Here is an 18575-nt window from a genome sequence, read left to right as displayed (position 1 = left end):
TTCGCGAATGCGGCAGTACAGACGATAGGTAAATGTCGAATGCACCGGCCTCTTCGCGAATGAATTCGCTCCCACAATTGGCACCGCATTTCAGGTCCCGAAATTCTCTTACAACATCAACGGCGCTCGCTCACACAGTTTGTTCAATGCCGCTACCCAGTTCGGGTCGTCATTCAACGGGTGGAAGAACAAGCATCTGGATGATCAATTGCCATGACGCTCCGGTTACTTGTCGGGATATGGCCAAGTGGGCACCGCATTTCAGGTCCCGAAATTCTCTTACAACAGCAACGGCGCACGCTCGCACAGTTTGTTCAATGCCGCTGCCCAGTTAGGGTCGTCATTCAACGGGTGGAAGAACAAGCATCTGAATGATCAATTGCCATGACGCTCCGGTTACCTGTCGGGATATGGCCAAGTGGGAGCGAATTCATTCGCGAATGCGGCAGTACAGACGATAGAGACATGTCGAATGTACCGCCCTCTTCGCGAATGAATTCGCTCCCACAATTGGGCACCGCATTTCAGGTCCCGAAATTCTCTTACAACATCAACGGCGCACGCTCGCACAGTTTGTTCAATGCCGCAGCCCAGTTCGGGTCGTCATTCAGGCACGGTATAAGCACCAGCTCCTCTCCCCCCGCAGCCTTGAACTGCTCAGCACCGCGATCACCGATTTCTTCCAGCGTCTCGATGCAATCCGCGACGAACGCCGGGCACATCACGAGCAGTTTCTTCACGCCCTGAGCGGCCAACTCCTCCAGGCGTGCTTCGGTGTACGGTTCGATCCATTTCGCACGACCCAGCCGCGACTGGAACGACACCGACCACTTGCCATCCGCAATGCCCATCTGTTTGGCGAACACCGCCGCCGAACGCAGACACTGTGCGCGATAGCAGGTGGCGAGTACGTCCGGTGAAGCGTTCTTGCAGCAGTCGGCATCTTTGAAACAGTGATTGCCGGTCGGATCGAGTTTGGTGAGGTGCCGCTCGGGCAGACCATGGAAGCTCAGCAGCAGGTGATCATGAGGCTGTTCAAGGTGCGGCTTGACGCTGGCAACCAAAGCGTCGATGTATTCCGGCTGATCATAAAAAGCCTGCAATACAGAGAACTTCACGTTCAGCGACCTGGCCTTTACAACCCGTTTGGCCTCCTCGATCACCGTCGTCACCGTGCTGTCGGCGAACTGCGGATACAGCGGTGCCAGGGTGATCTTGCTGATGCCCTGCGCAGCCAGCCGGGTGAGCACCGTTTCAATGGACGGCTCGCCGTAACGCATTGCCAGCTCAACCGGGCCTTGGGTCCATTCTTTAGTCATGGCCTGGTGTAAACGCTTGCTCAGCACCACCAGAGGCGACCCTTCATCCCACCAGATGGAAGCGTAGGCGTGAGCGGATTGCTCCGGACGCTTGATCAGAATCAAGGACACCAACAGTCGGCGAACCGGCCACGGCAAATCAATGACGTAGGGATCCATCAGAAATTGATTGAGATAACTGCGCACGTCGGCCACAGACGTGGAGGCCGGCGAGCCGAGATTGACCAGCAACAGCGCGTGATCGGTCATGCAACATCCTATTTCAGTGACGGCCGAGGATATCGTCCAGGGCAGCGTGCAGTTCGGTAAATCGGAAGGTGAAACCGGCCTCTTCCAGACGAGCAGGTCGAGCGCGTTGACCACCCAGCAGCAGAACAGACAATTCACCCAGCAACACTTTCAACGCCAGGGCGGGCAAGGGCATGAACGCAGGACGGTGGAGAACACCCGCAAGCGTTTTGGCAAACTCTCGGTTGCGCACCGGGGTTGGCGCGCAGAGATTATACGGACCTTGTGCATCACTCTTGTGCAACAGAAAATCAATCGCAGCGATTTGGTCTTTGATGTGTATCCACGGCATCCACTGCCTGCCGTTACCGATAGGCCCGCCCATACCGAATTTGAACGGCGGTAGCAGGCGCTGCAACATACCGCCGTCACCGGAGAGCACCAGGCCGGTGCGAATGATCACCACCCGGATACCTTGAGCCTCGGCTCGCTGCGCAGTTTCTTCCCAGGCACCGCACAGGTGACTGGCGAAATCCTCTTTGACTGGCTGCGACGTTTCATCCAGGTCACGCTCGCCCCCATCACCGTACCAACCCACCGCCGAACCACTGATCAGCACCTGCGGTTTTTGTGCCCGCGACTCAAACCAGGCCAGCAATTGCTCGGTCAAGCCAATGCGACTGTCCCACAACTGAGTTCTGCGCTTGCGCGTCCAGGGCCGGTCAGCGATCGGCGCACCGGCAAGGTTGATCACTGCATCCACCGGTTGCTCATTCAGCTCGCTGAGCTGGGCAACCCCTCGAACAGCACTGCCACACAGCTTCGGAACGTCATCGGGTCTGCGGCTCCAGACCGTGACCTGATGCCCCTGTTGCGTCCAGAGCTGGCAAAGCTGCCGCCCTATCAAACCAGTACCGCCGGTCAGCAATATGTGCATGGCAGGTTTCCTTGCGTGGCGTTCGCGAGTATTCGGTAGTCTATTTTTTATGGCCGCATCTGTTCACGTCAGCAGATTGCTCTTGAACAATAGGTCAAACATCACGAGGGAGCAGACAGCCCATCCTTTCGGATAGTTGCCCAATACCCTCAAGTGTCAGATTTTAAGCTCGAGCCGTACGAGACGCATTGCGCTGGGTCCGGACAGTAGATCACAGCTAGTTATACCAAAAAACAATATTGTACAGGTTTTAACTACGGCGTAGTCTGTGCAGACAAGGTAACGAGGCCCCTATGACTGTACCTATCGCAATCATCGGTACCGGCATCGCCGGACTCTCAGCTGCCCAAGCGCTCCATGCCGCCGGGCACCCCGTACATCTTTTCGACAAAAGCCGCGGCAGTGGCGGAAGGATGTCCAGCAAACGCAGTGATGCTGGTTCGCTTGATCTGGGCGCACAGTATTTCACTGCCCGTGACCGCCGCTTCATGGCGGCAGTCCAGCAGTGGCAGGCCCAGGGCTGTGCCGCCCCGTGGACTCCCTCACTTTATAACTCGCACGCGGGCCAACTCAGCCCGTCCCCCGACGAGCAAGTGCGCTGGGTGGGCAAACCGGGCATGAGTGCTATCACCCGCGCCATGCTTGGCGATCTTGAGGTGTCGTTCTCTTGCAGGATTACCGAGGTATTCCGGGGTGAACAGCACTGGAATCTGCAGGATGCCGACGGCCAGAGCCATGGTCCGTTCAGCCACGTCATCATTGCTACGCCAGCGCCGCAGGCAACCGCGCTACTGGCCAGCGCGCCTAAACTTGCCGGCGTCGCGGCCAGTGTGAAAATGGAACCCACCTGGGCGGTCGCGCTGGGATTCGGCAGCGCCCTGCAGACACCTCTGGAAGGCTGCTTCGTGCAGGACAGCCCGATCGACTGGCTTGCCCGTAATCGCAGCAAACCGAGACGCGACACCACCCTGGACACCTGGGTATTGCATGCCACCAGCAATTGGAGCAGGCAGCATCTGGACATGCCCAAAGAGGCAGTCATTGAGCATCTACGTGGAGCATTTGCCGAACTGATCGGCTGCGCAGTGCCTGCACCTACGTTCAGTCTGGCGCACCGCTGGCTCTACGCGCGTCCCGCCGCCGCTCACGAATGGGGTGCGCTTTCGGATCCTGATCTGGGCATTTATGTCTGCGGCGACTGGTGTCTGTCCGGCCGTGTAGAAGGTGCATGGCTCAGCGGTCAGGAAGCAGCCCGCCGTTTACTGGAACACCTGAATTGAACCGCCTCAATCCGCGCAAGCTGCTGCTGTCGAAATGGACGGCAGCAAAGCCAGTCAACCGCGAGAAGCATTTCCTGGTCACTGAACTGTTCCGCGACGATGAAGGCACAGTGCTGGAAATTGAATTGCAAGCGGTGCTGACCCAGCGCAGTGAGCGCCTTGCGTGGCAAACCTTACAGGACTCGGATGCCTGGAGAATGGGCTGGAAGTAAACGCGCAGGCAGGTGCGTCGTGGGAGCGGCCGTCCGCTTCAGCCGGGAATACCGCATCACTGACAGCAGAGCTACGCCGACTGTAACTCCCCCTCACCGACAGGACATGGAACCGGGAGCTCTTCTCGCGAGCAAGCTCTGCTCCCACATGATCCGCGCTATCCAGCCCCCAGCCCGATACAAAACCTATACAAACCATTTGACTTGTACACTGCTGAACCTATGATGAACCAACGTTGTACAGAAAATTAACTCTGTACAAGCCAGTTCAGAGGTTCGCATGCTCTCACCGGCAGTCCATAAACCGAAACTCGGCATCAGTGCCTGCCTCATGGGCGATGAGGTGCGGTTCAATGGGGGTCATAAAGAATCCCATTTATGCACCCGCGAGCTGACCGAGTACTTCGAATTTGTCACCGCCTGCCCTGAAGTGGCGATCGGCATGGGCATCCCTCGTGAGCCGATTCGTCTGGTCGGCGATGCGCAAAGCCCTCAAGCCGTCGGCACAGTCAACAAAGACCTCAATGTCACTCAGCCTCTGGCCGACTACGGCGTCAAGATGGCGCAAGAGTTGGGCGATATCTGCGGCTACATCTTTATGCAGAAGTCTCCGTCCTGTGGACTGGAGCGCGTCAAGGTCTACACGGAAAATGGGGCCCCCGTTGAGGGGGGAGGACGCGGGATTTATGCCCAGGCGTTTTGCGAACGCCACCCAAACCTTCCGGTAGAAGAAGACGGCCGCCTGAATGACGCGGTGCTGCGGGAAAACTTCATCACCCGAGTGTTTGCCTACGCCGCCTGGCAGGAGCTGCTCAAGGCTGGCATTACCCGCCGTAGCCTGACCGAATTTCACTCGCGCTATAAATACCAGCTCATGGCGAACGATCCCGTGCAGTACAAAGCGCTGGGCAGCCTGTTGGGCAACATGGGCCGCAGTGACCCGAACGACATCGCGCCGCGCTATTTCAGCGACCTGATGAGTGCTCTGAAAAAGCCCGCCACCCGCCGTACTCATACCAATGTCCTGCAGCACATCAGCGGCTACCTGAAACAAACCCTCAGTAGCGCCGACAAGCAGGAAATCCAGCAACTGATCGCGCAGTACCACCAAGGCATCGTGCCATTGATCGTGCCGCTCACGCTGCTCAAACACCACTTCCGCCAGCACCCGGATCCGTACGTGGCCCTGCAGGTTTACATGCAGCCTCATCCGGAAAATCTCAGCCTGCGAAATGCGATCTAACCCATGACCGACACTCTGCTCAAGATCCCCGCGCCCGAGCAAAACAGCGAAGCAACCGCTGTGGAAGGCGACTGGCTGCCCATCCGCGAGGTGGCTCGCCAGACCGGCGTCAACGCCGTAACACTGCGGGCCTGGGAGCGACGCTATGGGCTCATCGTGCCGCATCGCACAGCCAAAGGTCATCGGCTGTACTCCCACGAGCATGTCCTGCGAGTGATGAATATCCTCACGTGGCTTAATCGTGGTGTATCGGTCAGCCAGGTCAAAAGCCTTATCGACAGTCGTCAGCCTGAAACCGGCATTGCCGGCAACGACTGGGATGACCTGCGCCAGAACCTGATCAAATCCATCGCTGAACTGGCCGAGCGTCGCGTCGACGACCTCTTCAATCAAGCCATGTCGCTCTACCCGCCACGCACGGTCTGCGAGCAACTTCTGCGGCCTCTGCTGGCTGAGCTGGAGTTCCGCTGGCAGGGCCAATTTGGCGGGCAGATGGAGCGTGTGTTCTTTTACTCATGGCTGCGCAGCAAACTGGGCGCCCGCATCTATCACAACAACCGCCAACTCAGCGGTACGCCGATCTTGCTGGTGAATCACTCCGACCTGCCGCTAGAGCCCCATCTGTGGCTAAGCGCCTGGCTGATCAGCAGTGCTGATTGCCCGGTGGAAGTCTTCGACTGGCCGCTACCCAGCGGCGAACTGGCACTGGCGGCCGAACATCTCAAGCCGCGGGCGGTGCTGCTGTACTCCAGCAAAGCCTTGCATCACGGGCAACTCCCGAAATTGCTGAGCAACGTTCAGTGCCCGACGGTGCTCGCGGGCGCCTGCGTGCGTATTCATTGCGACGACCTCGCCATGACCATCAACAAGATACAAGGGCTGCATCTGGCTGAAGACCCGCTCGGCGCCCTCGCCGCCTTGCAGCTACTGGACCTTCTTTAAGGAATAAACATGCAATTGCTATGGCTGCGCAGCGACTTGCGCGTGCACGACAATACCGCCCTCAGCGCTGCCATGGAGCAGGGTCCTGTTGTGGCCTTGTATCTGATCAGTCCCGGTCAATGGCTCAGCCATGACGATGCGCCGTGCAAAGTGGATTTCTGGCTGCGCAATCTGGTGGAACTGCAAAAAGCGCTGGGCGCATTGAACGTGCCGTTGCTGATTCGCGAGGCCGACAGTTGGGATCAGGCACCGCAAGTACTGCTGGAGCTGTGCCGCGAACACACTATCCAGGCAGTGCATGCCAACGAAGAATATGGCATCAACGAGACCCGTCGGGATGAAGCGGTTGCCGATGCCCTTCAAGACGCCGACATTAAGTGGCGCAGCTATCTGGATCAGTTGTTCTTCAAACCTGGCAGCGTGCTGACCAAAACGGGTACCTATTTCCAGGTCTTCAGCCAGTTCCGCAAAGTCTGCTACGCCCGCATGCATCAGGCCATGCCGCCGCTGGTTCGCCTGCCCAAACCACAGGCCCCGCTGGATATAAAGAGTGATCACATCCCCGAACAGGTAAAGGGCTTCCCGACGCCGACTCAGGCACTTCAAGCCTTGTGGCCTGCGGGTGAAGACGAAGCCAGTCGGCGTCTGGCCGAGTTCAGCGATGAGCAGATCGACTATTACCGCTCCGAACGTGACTTCCCGGCCAAACCTGGCACCAGCCAGCTCTCGGCCTACCTGGCCGCAGGCGTGATATCGCCGCGCCAATGCCTGCACGCGGCCCTGAGCAGCAATCAGGGTGAATTCGAAACCGGCAGCGTCGGCGCCGTCACCTGGATCAACGAGCTGCTGTGGCGCGAATTCTATAAACACATTCTGGTTGGCTTCCCACGCGTCTCGCGCCACCGTGCGTTCCGCCCGGAAACCGAAGCACTGAAATGGCGTGACGCGCCAGAAGAGCTGGCCGCGTGGCAAGAGGCACGTACAGGGCTGCCAATCATCGACGCCGCCATGCGCCAACTGCTCGACACCGGCTGGATGCACAACCGCCTGCGCATGGTCGTGGCAATGTTCCTGACCAAAAACCTGCTGATTGACTGGCGCGAAGGCGAACGTTTCTTCATGCAGCACCTGATCGACGGTGATCTGGCCGCCAACAACGGTGGCTGGCAGTGGAGCTCTTCTACAGGCACTGACTCTTCGCCCTACTTCCGGATTTTCAATCCGTTGTCGCAATCGGAAAAGTTCGACCCTGAAGGTCGCTTCCTGAAGCAGTGGTTGCCGGAACTGGCCGAGCTCAACAAGAAAGAAGTGCACAACCCGGCCGCTGCCGGTGGCTTGTTCGGCATTGCCAACTATCCAAAACCTATTGTCGACCTGAGCAGCAGTCGCGCCCGTGCTTTGGCCGCGTTCAAGGCCCTGCCTCATCGCCAGCCCGCAACCGGAGTTGCTGATGACTGATTTCCTGCAGCGCTTTGCTCATGAGTTTGCCGCTTTGGACAAGAACAGTCTGGACCGGCTTGGCGAGATGTACAGCGACGACGTGAAGTTCACTGATCCGCTGCATCAGATTCACGGCCTGCCGCAAATGCGCCGCTACTTTGCCGATCTGTACGCCAACGTGACCGATCTGCGTTTCGACTTCCATGGTTTTGACCAGGTCAGTGAAGGCAACGGTTATTTACGCTGGACCATGAGCTACTCACATCCGCGCCTTGCTAAAGGCAAGACCATCCGGGTTGAGGGCTGCTCGCACCTGCTCTGGCGCGACAAGGTTTATCAACATCGCGATTATTTCGACGCAGGCGCTTTGCTGTACGAGCACCTGCCGATCATGGGCCAGCTCATCAGTTGGCTGAAAAGGAGACTGGGATGAGTAATCCGAACATGCGACGTATCTGGTTGACCGGAGCCAGCAGTGGTATTGGTCTCGCGCTCGCTGAAGAGCTGCTCATCGCCGGTCACCATCTGGCACTCACTGCCCGGACGCTGGCCCCGCTTGAAGAGCTGGAACGACGCTTTCCCGGCCAGGTACTGCTCGCGCCGGGGGATTTGAACGACGGCGAGCAAATTACCGCCATCGGCGATCGCATCAGTCAGGAATGGGGGGCTCTGGACAGCGCAATCATCAATGCCGGTACCTGCGAATACATCGACACCAATCACTTCGACGCCGCGCTGCTTGAGCGAGTGGTTCGCACCAACCTGCTGGCCAGCTCCTACTGCGTTCAAGAAGCATTGTTGCTGTTGCGCAAGGGCAACAAACCGCATCTGGTCGGCGTTTGCAGTTCGGTGACGTATCTGCCGCTGACCCGCAGCGAGGCCTACGGCGCGTCCAAGGCCGGTATGCGCTACCTGTTCGAATCCCTGCGGATCGATCTGGCACATGAGCACATTGACGTTACCGTCGTCAGCCCTGGCTTCGTTGATACCCCGCTGACCGCTAAAAACGATTTCGCCATGCCCATGCGCTGGCCGGTCAGAAAAGCCGCCAAGTACATTGCCGAACGCTTGCAGCGGACTCGTCGCCCCATGGAAATCGCCTTCCCCGGGCTGTTCATTCTGACCCTGCGGTTATTGGCGCTGCTCCCCACCCGCGTGCAACTCGCGTTAGGAAAACGTATGGCCCGCTCAGCGGCTCAAACCAGGGACGCCCAATGAAAATCGCCATCATCGGCAGTGGTATCGCCGGCCTGACCAGCGCCTATCTGCTGAACCGCTCTCACGACATTACGGTGTTCGAGGCGGCCGACTGGATTGGCGGGCACACCCATACCGTTGATGTACAGCTGAACGGACGCGACTACGCCATCGATACCGGCTTCATCGTGTTCAACGACTGGACCTACCCGAACTTCATTCGCCTGCTCGGGCAACTCGGCGTGACGTTCAAGCCTACCGAAATGAGCTTCTCCGTCAGCGACCCGAAGACCCGGACTGAATACAACGGCAATAACCTCAACAGCCTGTTCGCCCAACGCAGTAACCTGCTATCTCCGAGCTTCTGGGGCATGCTGCGCGACATTCTGCGCTTTAACCGTGAAGCACTGAGCGATCTGGAAAACCAGCGCATTGCTCAGGACACCACTCTGGGTGATTACCTGCACAGTCGGGGTTACGGCACACGTTTCATTGAGCATTACATTGTGCCCATGGGTGCAGCGATATGGTCGATGTCTCTGGCGGACATGCTTGCGTTTCCTCTGCAGTTCTTTGTGCGCTTTTTCAAGAATCACGGTTTGTTGTCAGTCAGCAATCGGCCACAGTGGTGCGTCATAGAAGGCGGTTCCAGCCGTTACATCGAGCCGTTGACCGCGTCGTTTGCCCAGCGGATTCGCCTGTCGTGCCCGGTCAGCCTCGTGGAACGGGATGCAGAGGGCGTGACCGTTCATAGTTCCGCAGGCATCGAGCGATTCGACAAAGTCGTGTTCGCCTGTCACAGCGACCAGGCCCTGAAAATGCTCGCGCAACCGAGCGCAGCCGAACGGGAAATCCTCGGTGCCCTGCCCTACGCCGAAAACGACGTGGTACTGCATACCGATACGAGCCTGTTGCCCAAGCGACCGCTGGCCTGGGCCAGCTGGAACTACCGACTCGGCGGTGGCGAGCAACAGCTGGCCGCCGTGACTTACGACATGAACATCCTGCAGGGCATCGACAGCGAAACGACGTTCTGCGTCAGCCTCAATCAGACCCAAGCCATCGACCCGAACAAAATTCTTGCCCGCTACAGCTACGCCCATCCGCAGTACAGCCTGGCAGGCGTAGAGGCGCAGGCGCGCTGGCCCGAACTCGACGGTGTTAACCACACCTGGTTCTGCGGCGCGTACTGGGCAAATGGTTTCCATGAAGACGGCGTGGTCAGCGGCCTGCGCGTCGCCTCGGCACTGGGCGAATCATTGTGAACAGCGCCCTGTACAGCGGCTGGATCGCCCACCGGCGTTTTGCGCCGCGAGCCCACGACTTCCGGTATCGAATAGGCCTGCTGTATCTGGACCTGGACGAACAAAGCGCTGTGTTGAATGTGTCGCCGGTCGCGGGCAACAGTCGCTGGGCGCCGTTTTCGTTTCGCGAAACGGACTACCTGCGAGAGCAAACCCGGCAAGGCATCCCACTGATAGACGCTGTGCGCGAGCGAGTCAGCCAGGCTATCGGTCATACGCCGCAGGGCAGGATATGCCTGCTGACCCAAGCGCGCAGTTGGGGCCTGGCGTTCAATCCGGTCAGCTTTTTTTATTGCTTCGAAGAAGACGGCACGCTGGCGGCAATTCTCTGTGAAGTAAGCAATACCCCATGGCGCGAGCGCTACCACTATGTATTGCCGGCCGATGGCGAGGGGCATCAGCATTTCGCGGTGGCCAAAGCCTTTCACGTTTCACCGTTTCTGCCCCGCGACCTTGAGTACCGCATGAGTTTCAGCCCACCGGGCGAGCGTCTCGGCGTGCACATGGCGGACTGGCAAGGTGAGCTGAAAATGTTCGACGCCACGCTCAATCTTGAACGCCAGGACCTGAACCGGGGCAACCTGCATCGTTATCTGCTGGCCTTTCCGTGGATGACCGCCAAGACCTGTCTGGCGATCTACTGGCAAGCCCTGCGTCTGCTTTTGAAACGTATTCCGATTTTTCCTCATCAGGCCGCTGACGGCGACTACCGCACTGCCGCCACGCAATTGAAGGGTCAACGCCATGAAAAGCAGTAGCAGCAGTTTTTCGGCCAATCTGGGCACCAACAGTTTGACGGCCAATATTTTGCGACGAGGCGTGCTGCGTCAACTTGCGCGGCTACGTACCGGCCAACTGGTGGTCACCGAAGGTGAGGAACGCCATGTCTTCGGCGCCGCCGGGGCGCTGATCCAGGGCGAAATCCAGATTCTTGATTCTGCCGTCTGGGGCATGGTCGCCAGCAATGGCTCCATCGGTGCAGGCGAAGCGTTCATCCACGGTTATTGGACCTCGCCCGACCTGACTGCAGTCATCAGGGTGTTTGTCAGCAACCTGGATGTGCTGGATGCCATGGAAGGTGGCATGGCGCGCCTGAGTCGCCCGTTCATTCAAGGGCTGCACTGGCTGAATCGCAATACCCGTGAAGGCTCGCAAAAAAACATCGCCGCTCACTACGATCTGGGCAATGAGCTGTTCGAACAGTTTCTGGATCCGACCATGATGTATTCCGCCGCGCAGTTCCTGACACCGGAAGACACGCTGGAACAGGCACAACTGAACAAACTGGAGCGCATCTGCCAGAAGCTCGGGCTCAAACCCGACGACCATCTGCTGGAAATCGGTACCGGCTGGGGCAGCATGGCGATTTACGCCGCGCAGCAGTATGGCTGCAAAGTCACCACCACGACCCTCTCCAAAGAACAGTTCGCGTACACCGAGAAGCGCATCGAAGCATTGGGCCTGCAGGACAGGATCACCCTGCTGCTCAAAGATTATCGGGACCTCACCGGGCAGTTCGACAAGCTGGTGTCCATCGAAATGATCGAGGCAGTCGGTCACCGCTTTTTACCCACCTACTTCAAGCAGTGTGCGCATTTGCTCAAGGACGATGGCCTGATGCTGCTGCAAGCCATCACCATCCGCGAGCAACGTTATGAACAAGCCAAACGCAGCGTCGACTTCATCCAGCGCTACATCTTCCCGGGCGGAGCATTACCTTCCGTGCACAAAATGCTCGAAATCGTCGGCCGCGATACCGACATGAATCTACTGCACATGGAAGATTTCGGCCTGCATTACGCGCGTACCCTGCGCCTCTGGCACGACAACTTCCGTCATGCACACGGCTACCTCGCAGAGCTGGGTTACGACGATTACTTCCTGCGACTCTGGGAGTTTTACCTGTGCTACTGCGAGGGCGGTTTTCTCGAACGCACCATCGGTACTGCACAATTGCTGCTGGCGAAACCTTGCGCAGTGCCACAACCGTTGCTGGGCCGCTTCGATGCTTAAACAAATAGCCAATGCCGTGCTGTTCCAGATGGGCTGGTTTGCCAGTGTGATGGGCGGCAACAGCTATTGGTTGCTGATACCGGTCGGCGTGCTGCTTATTCACCTCTTGTGGATAAGCTCGTGGGCTGCCGAAGGTAAATTACTGCTGTGGATAACTGCACTGGGTACGGTACTGGACAGTGCGCTGATGCTGTTGGGCGTCTTCGACTTCGGCAGTGATGGACTATTGATCCCACTGTGGCTGATTTTGCTCTGGGCAGTATTGGGCACCACCCTCAGGCATTGTCTGGCCTGGACGGCAAAGCCCTGGTGGCGCGCCAGCCTGCTGGGCGCGATAGGTGGGCCGATGTCGTATTACGCAGGCTCGAAGCTGGCTGGCGTGCAATTACCGCTTGGCTTGTGGCCGAGTATGGTTTTGTTGGCGGCACTATGGGCGGCAGTGTTTCCACTCCTGCAATGGCGGGCTGGGCGCTTGCTCGCCGGTCAGTCAGACAACATGCCTGCCTCGCACTGACATACACTGCGCGCCTATGACCTCTACCCTGATCCCGACTCGCCCGATCCCTACCGAAACCGCTATCACGTGTTCGACCTGCGCAGCTTGCTGCTGCCAACTGGAAGTCATGCTGATTACCGACACCGGCGTGCCTGAACGCTTTATCGACACCGACGATTGGGGCGGCGAAGTCATGTTACGCCTGGACGACGGCTGGTGCGCCGCACTGGATCGCAACACCATGAGGTGCACTATCTACGAGGTACGTCCGCTGATCTGCCGGGAATTCGAGACAGGATCAGAGGAGTGCATGAATGAAAGGCTGGGGATTGAAGGGGCTTATTTGTAGGCGGACTTTGCGTCGCCCGCGATACGGGCGACGCAAATATTCTTTAAAGCGGCATCGTGTAATGCAGCGCGTAGCTTTCGATACCGTCGTTTGGCTCTTTGATCCCGGCGTTCGAGTAGTGAGTCGCGCGGATGCCCACCTCATGACCACCGTTGAAACGCACGCCGAAGCCGATGCGGTCTTCAAACTGGAAGGCCGAGCCGAGCTTGCGGTCCTCAACCTGAGTGTTGGAGAACACGGATACACCGACACCCGCTTCGATGTAAGGCTTCACAGTATCACCGGCGAATTCGTAAACGAAAACCGGAGAGAACGAAAGACTGTTGTTACTGGAACGCTTGTCGCCATCCCAATAAGTGTATGCACCATCAAAGTAGCCAGTCAGGCGACCCACGTCGCTCTGCAGCCAGCTCTGATCCCAATCAAACTTCATGCCCAAGCGATAAGTCTGGGTGGATTCACTGGTCTGACCGACCGAGAATTCAACGCCAGCGGCTTGAGTCAGTGAAGTTTGCCCCATCAACGCAGCCGCAAGCGCAGCCAGACACAACAGACGCTTCATCAGAAACTTCCTATTTCGAATGCAATTATTAGGTGTATTTGCAGATAACCGGCTTGCTATAGAAATCCGGCGTGGAACGTTAGTTCCAACGCCAAGCGAAGCTTTTCACGATTTTTTTACAAATCGAAGAATCGCACATTGTCAGATTTTTTCCATAGCGTAGGTAGGATGTTTCCGAAATTATACAAATCAGCGCTGGTCCAGAACTGCGTTTCCTGAGCGTCTCCATCGTGCAGAAGGCCGTGCTGAGTCAATAATCGCTGGAGCTGGCGAGCCACGGCGTGACCGGTGTCGATCAAAATGACCGATTCCGGAATCATTTCCCGCAGCAGAGGTTTGAGGAAGGGATAGTGGGTACAGCCGAGGATGATCGTGTCACAGCCCTCGGCCAGAAGCGGTTCGACATAGCCCCGCAGCAGGGCACGAATGGTCGGGCTTAACAGATCGCCCGCTTCGATCAGTTCCACCAGGCCGGGGCACGGCTGCGTCACGACCCGTACATCACCCGCGAAACGGTCGAGCAAGGCGGCGAACTTTGCGCTTTGCAAAGTACCGGTGGTAGCGAGCACCCCCACCACACCACTGCGAGTCGCAGCCGCCGCCGGTTTGACCGCAGGTTCCATACCGATAATTGGCCAGTCAGGATAATGCTCACGCAATTGAGCGGCGGCGGCGGCCGTCGCGGTGTTGCAGGCCAGCACCAGTGCCTTGGCCCCTTGCTCGCGAAAGAATTGCGCGATGATCATGCAGCGTTCGCGGATGAACTCCGGGGTTTTCTCTCCGTAAGGGATATGCCCGCAGTCCGCAACGTACAACAGCGACTCATTGGGTAGCAGGTTGTGAATCTCGCCCAGCACCGACAAACCACCTACGCCGGAATCAAACACGCCCACCGGCGCATCGCTGGCTTTACTCATGCTGCCCTGCACCGCAGACGCTACAGCCCGGATCACGCTTGACCTTCAGTTCACGAAAGCGGGTGCTCAGCGCATCAATCAGCAACAAACGCCCCACCAGCGGCTCACCGAAACCGACCAGCACCTTGAGTGCTTCAAGGGCCTGCAGACTGCCGACCAATCCCACAAGAGGCCCGATCACACCGGCTTCGCTACAGGTCAGTTCGGCTTCGCTACCGTGACCATATAAGCAGTGATAGCAAGGGCTTTCAGGTCGACGTGGATCGAACACCGACAGCTGGCCTTCGAGGCGAATCGCCGCACCGCTGACCAATGGCTTGCCCGCTGCGACACAGGCCGCATTGACTGCACCACGGGTGGTGAAATTGTCCGAGCAATCGAGCACCAGATCGACATCGCCCACTGCCGCGGTCAGGGAATCAGCGTCCAGCCCGGTGCGATGAGGGACCAAGGTAACGTCGGGATTGATCGCCGTCAGACGAATAATTGCTGAGTCCACCTTGCTTTGCCCGACAGTCTGGCTGTCGTGAATGATCTGGCGTTGCAGGTTGGTCAGGTCGACAGTGTCGAAATCCGCCAGGTGCAGCTCACCGACACCGGCCGCCGCCAGGTACAGCGCAACCGGTGATCCCAGGCCACCGAGGCCTACTATCAGCACCCGGCTTTGCTTGAGCTTGAGCTGGCCGTCGATATCGACGTGCTGCAACAGAATCTGTCGGCTATAGCGCAACAGTTCCAGATCAGTCAGCACGGCAGACGCCCGAAGGTAATGCGCTCGTGGTCGCCCAGATCGCGACGGGTCTGGATTTTCTCGAAACCATGGCTGCTCAACAAATCGCGTACCGCCGCGCCCTGGTCGTAACCGTGTTCAAGCAACAGCCAGCCTTCGCCATTCAGATAGGTCGGGGCCTGCGCGATGATCATGCGGATATCGTCCAGACCGTCCGACCCTGCAACCAGTGCACTGCTCGGCTCAAAACGCACATCGCCCGCCACCAGGTGCGGGTCCTCGGCGGCAATGTACGGCGGGTTGCTGATGATCAGATCAAAACGCTGCCCTTCAAGGGAGCTGAACCAATGGCTGCTCAGCACCTTGGCGTTATCCAGGTGCAGGCGCTGGCGGTTACGCTCGGCGAGGGCAACGGCTTCAAGCACCCGATCCACCGCCGTCACCTGCCAGACCGAGCGCTCGCTGGCCAGTGCCAGTGCGATTGCACCGGTCCCGGTCCCCAGATCGAGTACACGCGTCGGTGCAAAGGCGGGCACCAGTTCCAGCGCAGCTTCGACCAGCATTTCGGTTTCAGGACGCGGTATCAGGGTATGGGGCGCAACATCCAGATCCAGCTTCCAGAAGCCCTGCTGACCCAGAATGTAGGCGACGGGTTCACCGGTGCGACGGCGTTGCAGGTGGGAGGCAAACGTCAGAGCGGCTTCGCTGCTGACAATCCGCTCCGGCCAGGTATGCAGGAAACTACGCGGTTTACCCAGCGCAGCGGCCAGAAGCAGTTCAGCATCAAGACGGGCAGTTGGTGAATCAGGAAGCTCGGCGCTTCTTAACAGGCTGGCGATGATGGTCATTTACTCACCCAGTGCCGCTAGTTGGTCTGCCTGATATTCGGCAAGCAGCGGCTCTATCACTGCATCGACACCACCGGCCAAAACTTCATCCAGCGAATACAAGGTCAGATTCACGCGGTGATCCGTTACTCGCCCCTGAGGGAAGTTATAGGTTCGAATACGCTCGGATCGATCACCCGAGCCCACCAGCAGTTTACGCTCACTGGCAATGGCATTGGCAGCGGCGCTGGTTTGCTGGTCGTTAAGCTTCGCGGACAGCCAGGACATGGCACGGGCGCGGTTCTTGTGTTGCGAACGCTCTTCCTGGCACTCAACGACGATACCCGACGGAAGGTGGGTGATACGAATCGCCGAATCGGTCTTGTTGACGTGCTGACCACCCGCGCCCGATGAACGATAGGTGTCAACGCGCAGGTCCGCAGGATTAATTTCGATTGCCTGTTGCTCGTCCGGCTCAGGCAACACCGCGACGGTGCAGGCCGAGGTGTGGATGCGGCCCTGGGATTCGGTTTCCGGAACCCGCTGCACGCGATGCGCCCCGGACTCAAACTTCAGCTTGCCGTAGACGTTCTCGCCCTCGACCCGGGCAATCACCTCTTTATAACCGCCATGCTCGCCTTCGTTTTCGGACAGAATCTCTATCCGCCAGCCACGTCGCTCGGCATAACGCGAATACATGCGGAACAGATCGCCAGAGAAGATCGCCGCCTCATCGCCACCGGTCCCGGCACGAATCTCAAGGAACACGTTACGTCCGTCGTTGGGATCCTTGGGCAGCAGCATGCGTTGCAGCTGGCTCTCCAGATCAGCGAGCAACTGCTTGGTCTCGCGCACTTCCTCGACAGCCATTTCGCGCATGTCCGGATCGCTGTCCTTGAGCAACGCCTGGGCGCCGTCCAGATCAGCCAGCGCCTTTAGCAGCTGTTTATAGGCGGCAACAATTGGCTCCACCTCGGCGTACTCACGGGAGTACGCACGGAATTTGGTCTGATCCGAAATAATCTCGGCATCGCCGAGCAACGCGGTCAGTTCCTCGAAGCGATCGCTGAGGACATCGAGTTTGTTGAGCAGTGAGGCTTTCATTGCGGGGGTTTATCCGTCGAGCCCTCACCGAGGGCAAAAAGTTCCTGGGCCATGGCCAGCGCGTCGAGGCGGCCTTCGGCAGAGAGTTTTTTCAATTGCACGCTGGGTGCATGCAGCAACTTGTTGGTCAACCCGCGAGCCAACTGCACCAGCACGTCTTCGGCATTGCTGCCGTTGGCCAGCATACGCTGAGCCTTGAGTAATTCTTCGTCACGCAGCCTTTCGCTTTGCTGGCGGTAAGCGCGCAGCACATCAACCGCGGCCAGTTCACGCAGGCGGAACATGAAGTCATTGGTGCCTGCTGCTACCAATTCTTCAGCAGCCTGCGCAGCGCCCTGACGACTCTTGAGGTTCTCGGCGACGACTTCATGCAGATCGTCGACGGTGTACAGATAAACGTCGTCCAGCTCACCGACCTCGGGCTCGATGTCCCGTGGTACGGCGATATCAACCATGAAAATCGGCTTATGCTTGCGCAGCTTCAGCGCACTTTCAACAGCACCCTTGCCGAGAATCGGCAACTGGCTGGCCGTGGAACTGATCACGATATCGCTGTTGACCAGTTCGGCCGGTATATCCGAGAGCAATACCGCGTGAGCGCCAAACTCGGCAGCCAGAATACTTGCGCGCTCAAGGGTCCGGTTGGCAACCACGATACGCTTGACGCCCAGATCATGCAGATGGCGGGCAACCAGCGTGATGGTTTCGCCAGCACCGATCAGCAAGGCCTGACTGCGCTGCAGATCACTGAAGATCTGTTTCGCCAGACTGACCGCGGCAAACGCCACAGAAACCGGGTTTTCACCAATGGCCGTGTCGGTACGTACCTGCTTGGCCGCACTGAACGTGGCCTGAAACAGCCGCCCCAGCAGCGGACCAATGGTCCCGGCTTCCCGGGCCACGGCATAGGCGGATTTCATCTGCCCGAGAATCTGCGGCTCGCCGAGCACCAGCGAGTCGAGCCCTGAGGCCACCCGCATCATGTGACGAACTGCCGCATCGTCGGCGTGCACATAAGCACTGGCGCGCAGCTCTTCGAGGCTCAAATGATGATAATCAGCGAGCCAGGCAAGAATCGTTTCAGAACCGATCTGGTCCTGCTCGATGTACAACTCGCTACGGTTGCACGTAGAAAGGATCGCAGCTTCGCGGCTGTTGGTGAGGCGGCAAAGCTGCTGCAAGGCCTCAACCAGCTGCTCTGGCGTAAATGCCACGCGCTCGCGGACGTCTACCGAGGCAGTCTTATGGTTGATACCAAGTGCAAGGAAGGCCATTCAAGGTCGCTGATGGTGACGTGAAGCCGGCAATTGTCCTACTTCAATAGACTCAGAACAACCACCGTTGACTATTGTCCTAATAGACTCGCGCTGCAGATGCCCCCATTTGGGGCCTGCAACACAAATAAATACGCGTTCCGGCAGTTTTCCAACCGGCTGTGGGTTTGCTCCCAGCCTTGTGTCATGATGCTCAAAACC

20 protein-coding genes are annotated in these 18575 nt (G+C 58.3%); 12 read left to right on the top strand and 8 right to left on the bottom strand.

Annotated features, from left to right (window positions below; genetic code table 11):
- Positions 1-542: 542 nt before the first annotated feature.
- Both hemH and EE949_RS13365 read right to left on the bottom strand, forming a co-directional pair.
- Positions 543-1568, bottom strand: coding sequence for a ferrochelatase (gene hemH, locus EE949_RS13370; RefSeq protein WP_122664717.1), 1026 nt, complete (start codon positions 1566-1568; stop codon positions 543-545).
- Positions 1569-1581: 13 nt separating this feature from the next.
- Positions 1582-2484, bottom strand: a complete 903-nt coding sequence (locus tag EE949_RS13365) for a TIGR01777 family oxidoreductase (RefSeq protein ID WP_122664716.1) — start codon at positions 2482-2484, stop codon at positions 1582-1584.
- A gap of 293 nt (positions 2485-2777) precedes the next feature.
- On the opposite strand from EE949_RS13365, the gene EE949_RS13360 reads away from it, so the two are divergent.
- The 12 genes from EE949_RS13360 (at position 2778) to EE949_RS13305 (ending at position 12960) form a co-directional block, all read left to right on the top strand.
- Positions 2778-3764 carry an NAD(P)/FAD-dependent oxidoreductase gene (locus EE949_RS13360; protein ID WP_122664715.1) on the top strand — a complete coding sequence of 329 codons (987 nt, stop codon included), beginning with the start codon at positions 2778-2780 and terminating at the stop codon, positions 3762-3764.
- The gene (locus tag EE949_RS13355; RefSeq protein ID WP_122664714.1) at positions 3761-3976 is read left to right on the top strand and encodes a TIGR02450 family Trp-rich protein; all 216 of its coding nucleotides are present in this window, start codon (positions 3761-3763) and stop codon (positions 3974-3976) included. Before EE949_RS13360 ends, EE949_RS13355 begins: the two co-directional genes overlap by 4 nt.
- Positions 3977-4256: 280 nt before the next feature.
- Positions 4257-5219 (top strand): YbgA family protein, encoded by a 963-nt coding sequence (locus EE949_RS13350; RefSeq protein ID WP_122664713.1) that lies wholly within the window; start codon positions 4257-4259, stop codon positions 5217-5219.
- 3 nt (positions 5220-5222) lie between these two features.
- Positions 5223-6161: a MerR family transcriptional regulator gene (locus EE949_RS13345; protein WP_122664712.1), complete on the top strand. Its 939-nt coding sequence runs from the start codon at positions 5223-5225 to the stop codon at positions 6159-6161.
- A gap of 9 nt (positions 6162-6170) precedes the next feature.
- The gene (gene phrB / locus EE949_RS13340; protein WP_122664711.1) at positions 6171-7619 is read left to right on the top strand and encodes a deoxyribodipyrimidine photo-lyase; all 1449 of its coding nucleotides are present in this window, start codon (positions 6171-6173) and stop codon (positions 7617-7619) included.
- Positions 7612-8034, top strand: coding sequence for a nuclear transport factor 2 family protein (locus tag EE949_RS13335; protein ID WP_122664710.1), 423 nt, complete (start codon positions 7612-7614; stop codon positions 8032-8034). Before phrB ends, EE949_RS13335 begins: the two co-directional genes overlap by 8 nt.
- Positions 8031-8819 carry an SDR family NAD(P)-dependent oxidoreductase gene (locus EE949_RS13330; RefSeq protein ID WP_122664709.1) on the top strand — a complete coding sequence of 263 codons (789 nt, stop codon included), beginning with the start codon at positions 8031-8033 and terminating at the stop codon, positions 8817-8819. Before EE949_RS13335 ends, EE949_RS13330 begins: the two co-directional genes overlap by 4 nt.
- Entirely contained in the window at positions 8816-10063 is a 1248-nt protein-coding gene (locus tag EE949_RS13325) for an NAD(P)/FAD-dependent oxidoreductase (RefSeq protein ID WP_122664708.1), read from the top strand. The genes EE949_RS13330 and EE949_RS13325 overlap by 4 nt, the downstream gene beginning before the upstream one ends.
- Positions 10060-10860 (top strand): DUF1365 domain-containing protein, encoded by an 801-nt coding sequence (locus EE949_RS13320; RefSeq protein ID WP_122664707.1) that lies wholly within the window; start codon positions 10060-10062, stop codon positions 10858-10860. Before EE949_RS13325 ends, EE949_RS13320 begins: the two co-directional genes overlap by 4 nt.
- Positions 10847-12115 (top strand): SAM-dependent methyltransferase, encoded by a 1269-nt coding sequence (locus EE949_RS13315; RefSeq protein WP_122664706.1) that lies wholly within the window; start codon positions 10847-10849, stop codon positions 12113-12115. The genes EE949_RS13320 and EE949_RS13315 overlap by 14 nt, the downstream gene beginning before the upstream one ends.
- Complete coding sequence (locus tag EE949_RS13310; RefSeq protein ID WP_122664705.1) at positions 12108-12629, top strand: DUF2878 domain-containing protein; 522 nt, start codon at positions 12108-12110, stop codon at positions 12627-12629. The genes EE949_RS13315 and EE949_RS13310 overlap by 8 nt, the downstream gene beginning before the upstream one ends.
- 16 nt (positions 12630-12645) lie before the next feature.
- Positions 12646-12960, top strand: a complete 315-nt coding sequence (locus EE949_RS13305; RefSeq protein WP_122664704.1) for a YkgJ family cysteine cluster protein — start codon at positions 12646-12648, stop codon at positions 12958-12960.
- A gap of 43 nt (positions 12961-13003) precedes the next feature.
- Here the strand turns inward: EE949_RS13305 and EE949_RS13300 are convergent, their stop codons facing one another.
- From EE949_RS13300 to hemA, 6 genes are all read right to left on the bottom strand, one after another.
- Positions 13004-13522 (bottom strand): acyloxyacyl hydrolase, encoded by a 519-nt coding sequence (locus tag EE949_RS13300; protein ID WP_122664703.1) that lies wholly within the window; start codon positions 13520-13522, stop codon positions 13004-13006.
- 116 nt (positions 13523-13638) lie between these two features.
- A complete protein-coding gene (gene murI, locus EE949_RS13295) occupies positions 13639-14439 on the bottom strand; it encodes a glutamate racemase (RefSeq protein WP_122664702.1) in 801 nt (266 codons plus the stop codon).
- Complete coding sequence (locus tag EE949_RS13290; protein WP_122664701.1) at positions 14432-15190, bottom strand: molybdopterin-synthase adenylyltransferase MoeB; 759 nt, start codon at positions 15188-15190, stop codon at positions 14432-14434. The genes murI and EE949_RS13290 overlap by 8 nt, the downstream gene beginning before the upstream one ends.
- The gene (gene prmC / locus EE949_RS13285; RefSeq protein WP_122664700.1) at positions 15184-16017 is read right to left on the bottom strand and encodes a peptide chain release factor N(5)-glutamine methyltransferase; all 834 of its coding nucleotides are present in this window, start codon (positions 16015-16017) and stop codon (positions 15184-15186) included. Before prmC ends, EE949_RS13290 begins: the two co-directional genes overlap by 7 nt.
- Complete coding sequence (gene prfA / locus EE949_RS13280) at positions 16018-17100, bottom strand: peptide chain release factor 1 (protein WP_122664699.1); 1083 nt, start codon at positions 17098-17100, stop codon at positions 16018-16020.
- Entirely contained in the window at positions 17097-18374 is a 1278-nt protein-coding gene (gene hemA / locus EE949_RS13275) for a glutamyl-tRNA reductase (protein ID WP_122664698.1), read from the bottom strand. The genes prfA and hemA overlap by 4 nt, the downstream gene beginning before the upstream one ends.
- Positions 18375-18575 lie beyond the last annotated feature (201 nt).

It is taken from the genome of Pseudomonas viridiflava, from assembly GCF_900602065.1.
Lineage (GTDB): Bacteria > Pseudomonadota > Gammaproteobacteria > Pseudomonadales > Pseudomonadaceae > Aquipseudomonas.
This window is presented reverse-complemented; position numbering and strand designations above follow the sequence as displayed.

Coding starts and splice junctions, on each gene's coding strand:
- hemH (WP_122664717.1), bottom strand. CDS start 1,568: ATGACCGATCACGCGCTGTTGCTGGTCAATCTCGGCTCGCCGGCCTCC.
- EE949_RS13365 (WP_122664716.1), bottom strand. CDS start 2,484: ATGCACATATTGCTGACCGGCGGTACTGGTTTGATAGGGCGGCAGCTT.
- EE949_RS13360 (WP_122664715.1), top strand. CDS start 2,778: ATGACTGTACCTATCGCAATCATCGGTACCGGCATCGCCGGACTCTCA.
- EE949_RS13350 (WP_122664713.1), top strand. CDS start 4,257: ATGCTCTCACCGGCAGTCCATAAACCGAAACTCGGCATCAGTGCCTGC.
- EE949_RS13345 (WP_122664712.1), top strand. CDS start 5,223: ATGACCGACACTCTGCTCAAGATCCCCGCGCCCGAGCAAAACAGCGAA.
- phrB (WP_122664711.1), top strand. CDS start 6,171: ATGCAATTGCTATGGCTGCGCAGCGACTTGCGCGTGCACGACAATACC.
- EE949_RS13335 (WP_122664710.1), top strand. CDS start 7,612: ATGACTGATTTCCTGCAGCGCTTTGCTCATGAGTTTGCCGCTTTGGAC.
- EE949_RS13330 (WP_122664709.1), top strand. CDS start 8,031: ATGAGTAATCCGAACATGCGACGTATCTGGTTGACCGGAGCCAGCAGT.
- EE949_RS13325 (WP_122664708.1), top strand. CDS start 8,816: ATGAAAATCGCCATCATCGGCAGTGGTATCGCCGGCCTGACCAGCGCC.
- EE949_RS13315 (WP_122664706.1), top strand. CDS start 10,847: ATGAAAAGCAGTAGCAGCAGTTTTTCGGCCAATCTGGGCACCAACAGT.
- EE949_RS13310 (WP_122664705.1), top strand. CDS start 12,108: ATGCTTAAACAAATAGCCAATGCCGTGCTGTTCCAGATGGGCTGGTTT.
- EE949_RS13305 (WP_122664704.1), top strand. CDS start 12,646: ATGACCTCTACCCTGATCCCGACTCGCCCGATCCCTACCGAAACCGCT.
- EE949_RS13300 (WP_122664703.1), bottom strand. CDS start 13,522: ATGAAGCGTCTGTTGTGTCTGGCTGCGCTTGCGGCTGCGTTGATGGGG.
- murI (WP_122664702.1), bottom strand. CDS start 14,439: ATGAGTAAAGCCAGCGATGCGCCGGTGGGCGTGTTTGATTCCGGCGTA.
- prmC (WP_122664700.1), bottom strand. CDS start 16,017: ATGACCATCATCGCCAGCCTGTTAAGAAGCGCCGAGCTTCCTGATTCA.
- prfA (WP_122664699.1), bottom strand. CDS start 17,100: ATGAAAGCCTCACTGCTCAACAAACTCGATGTCCTCAGCGATCGCTTC.
- hemA (WP_122664698.1), bottom strand. CDS start 18,374: ATGGCCTTCCTTGCACTTGGTATCAACCATAAGACTGCCTCGGTAGAC.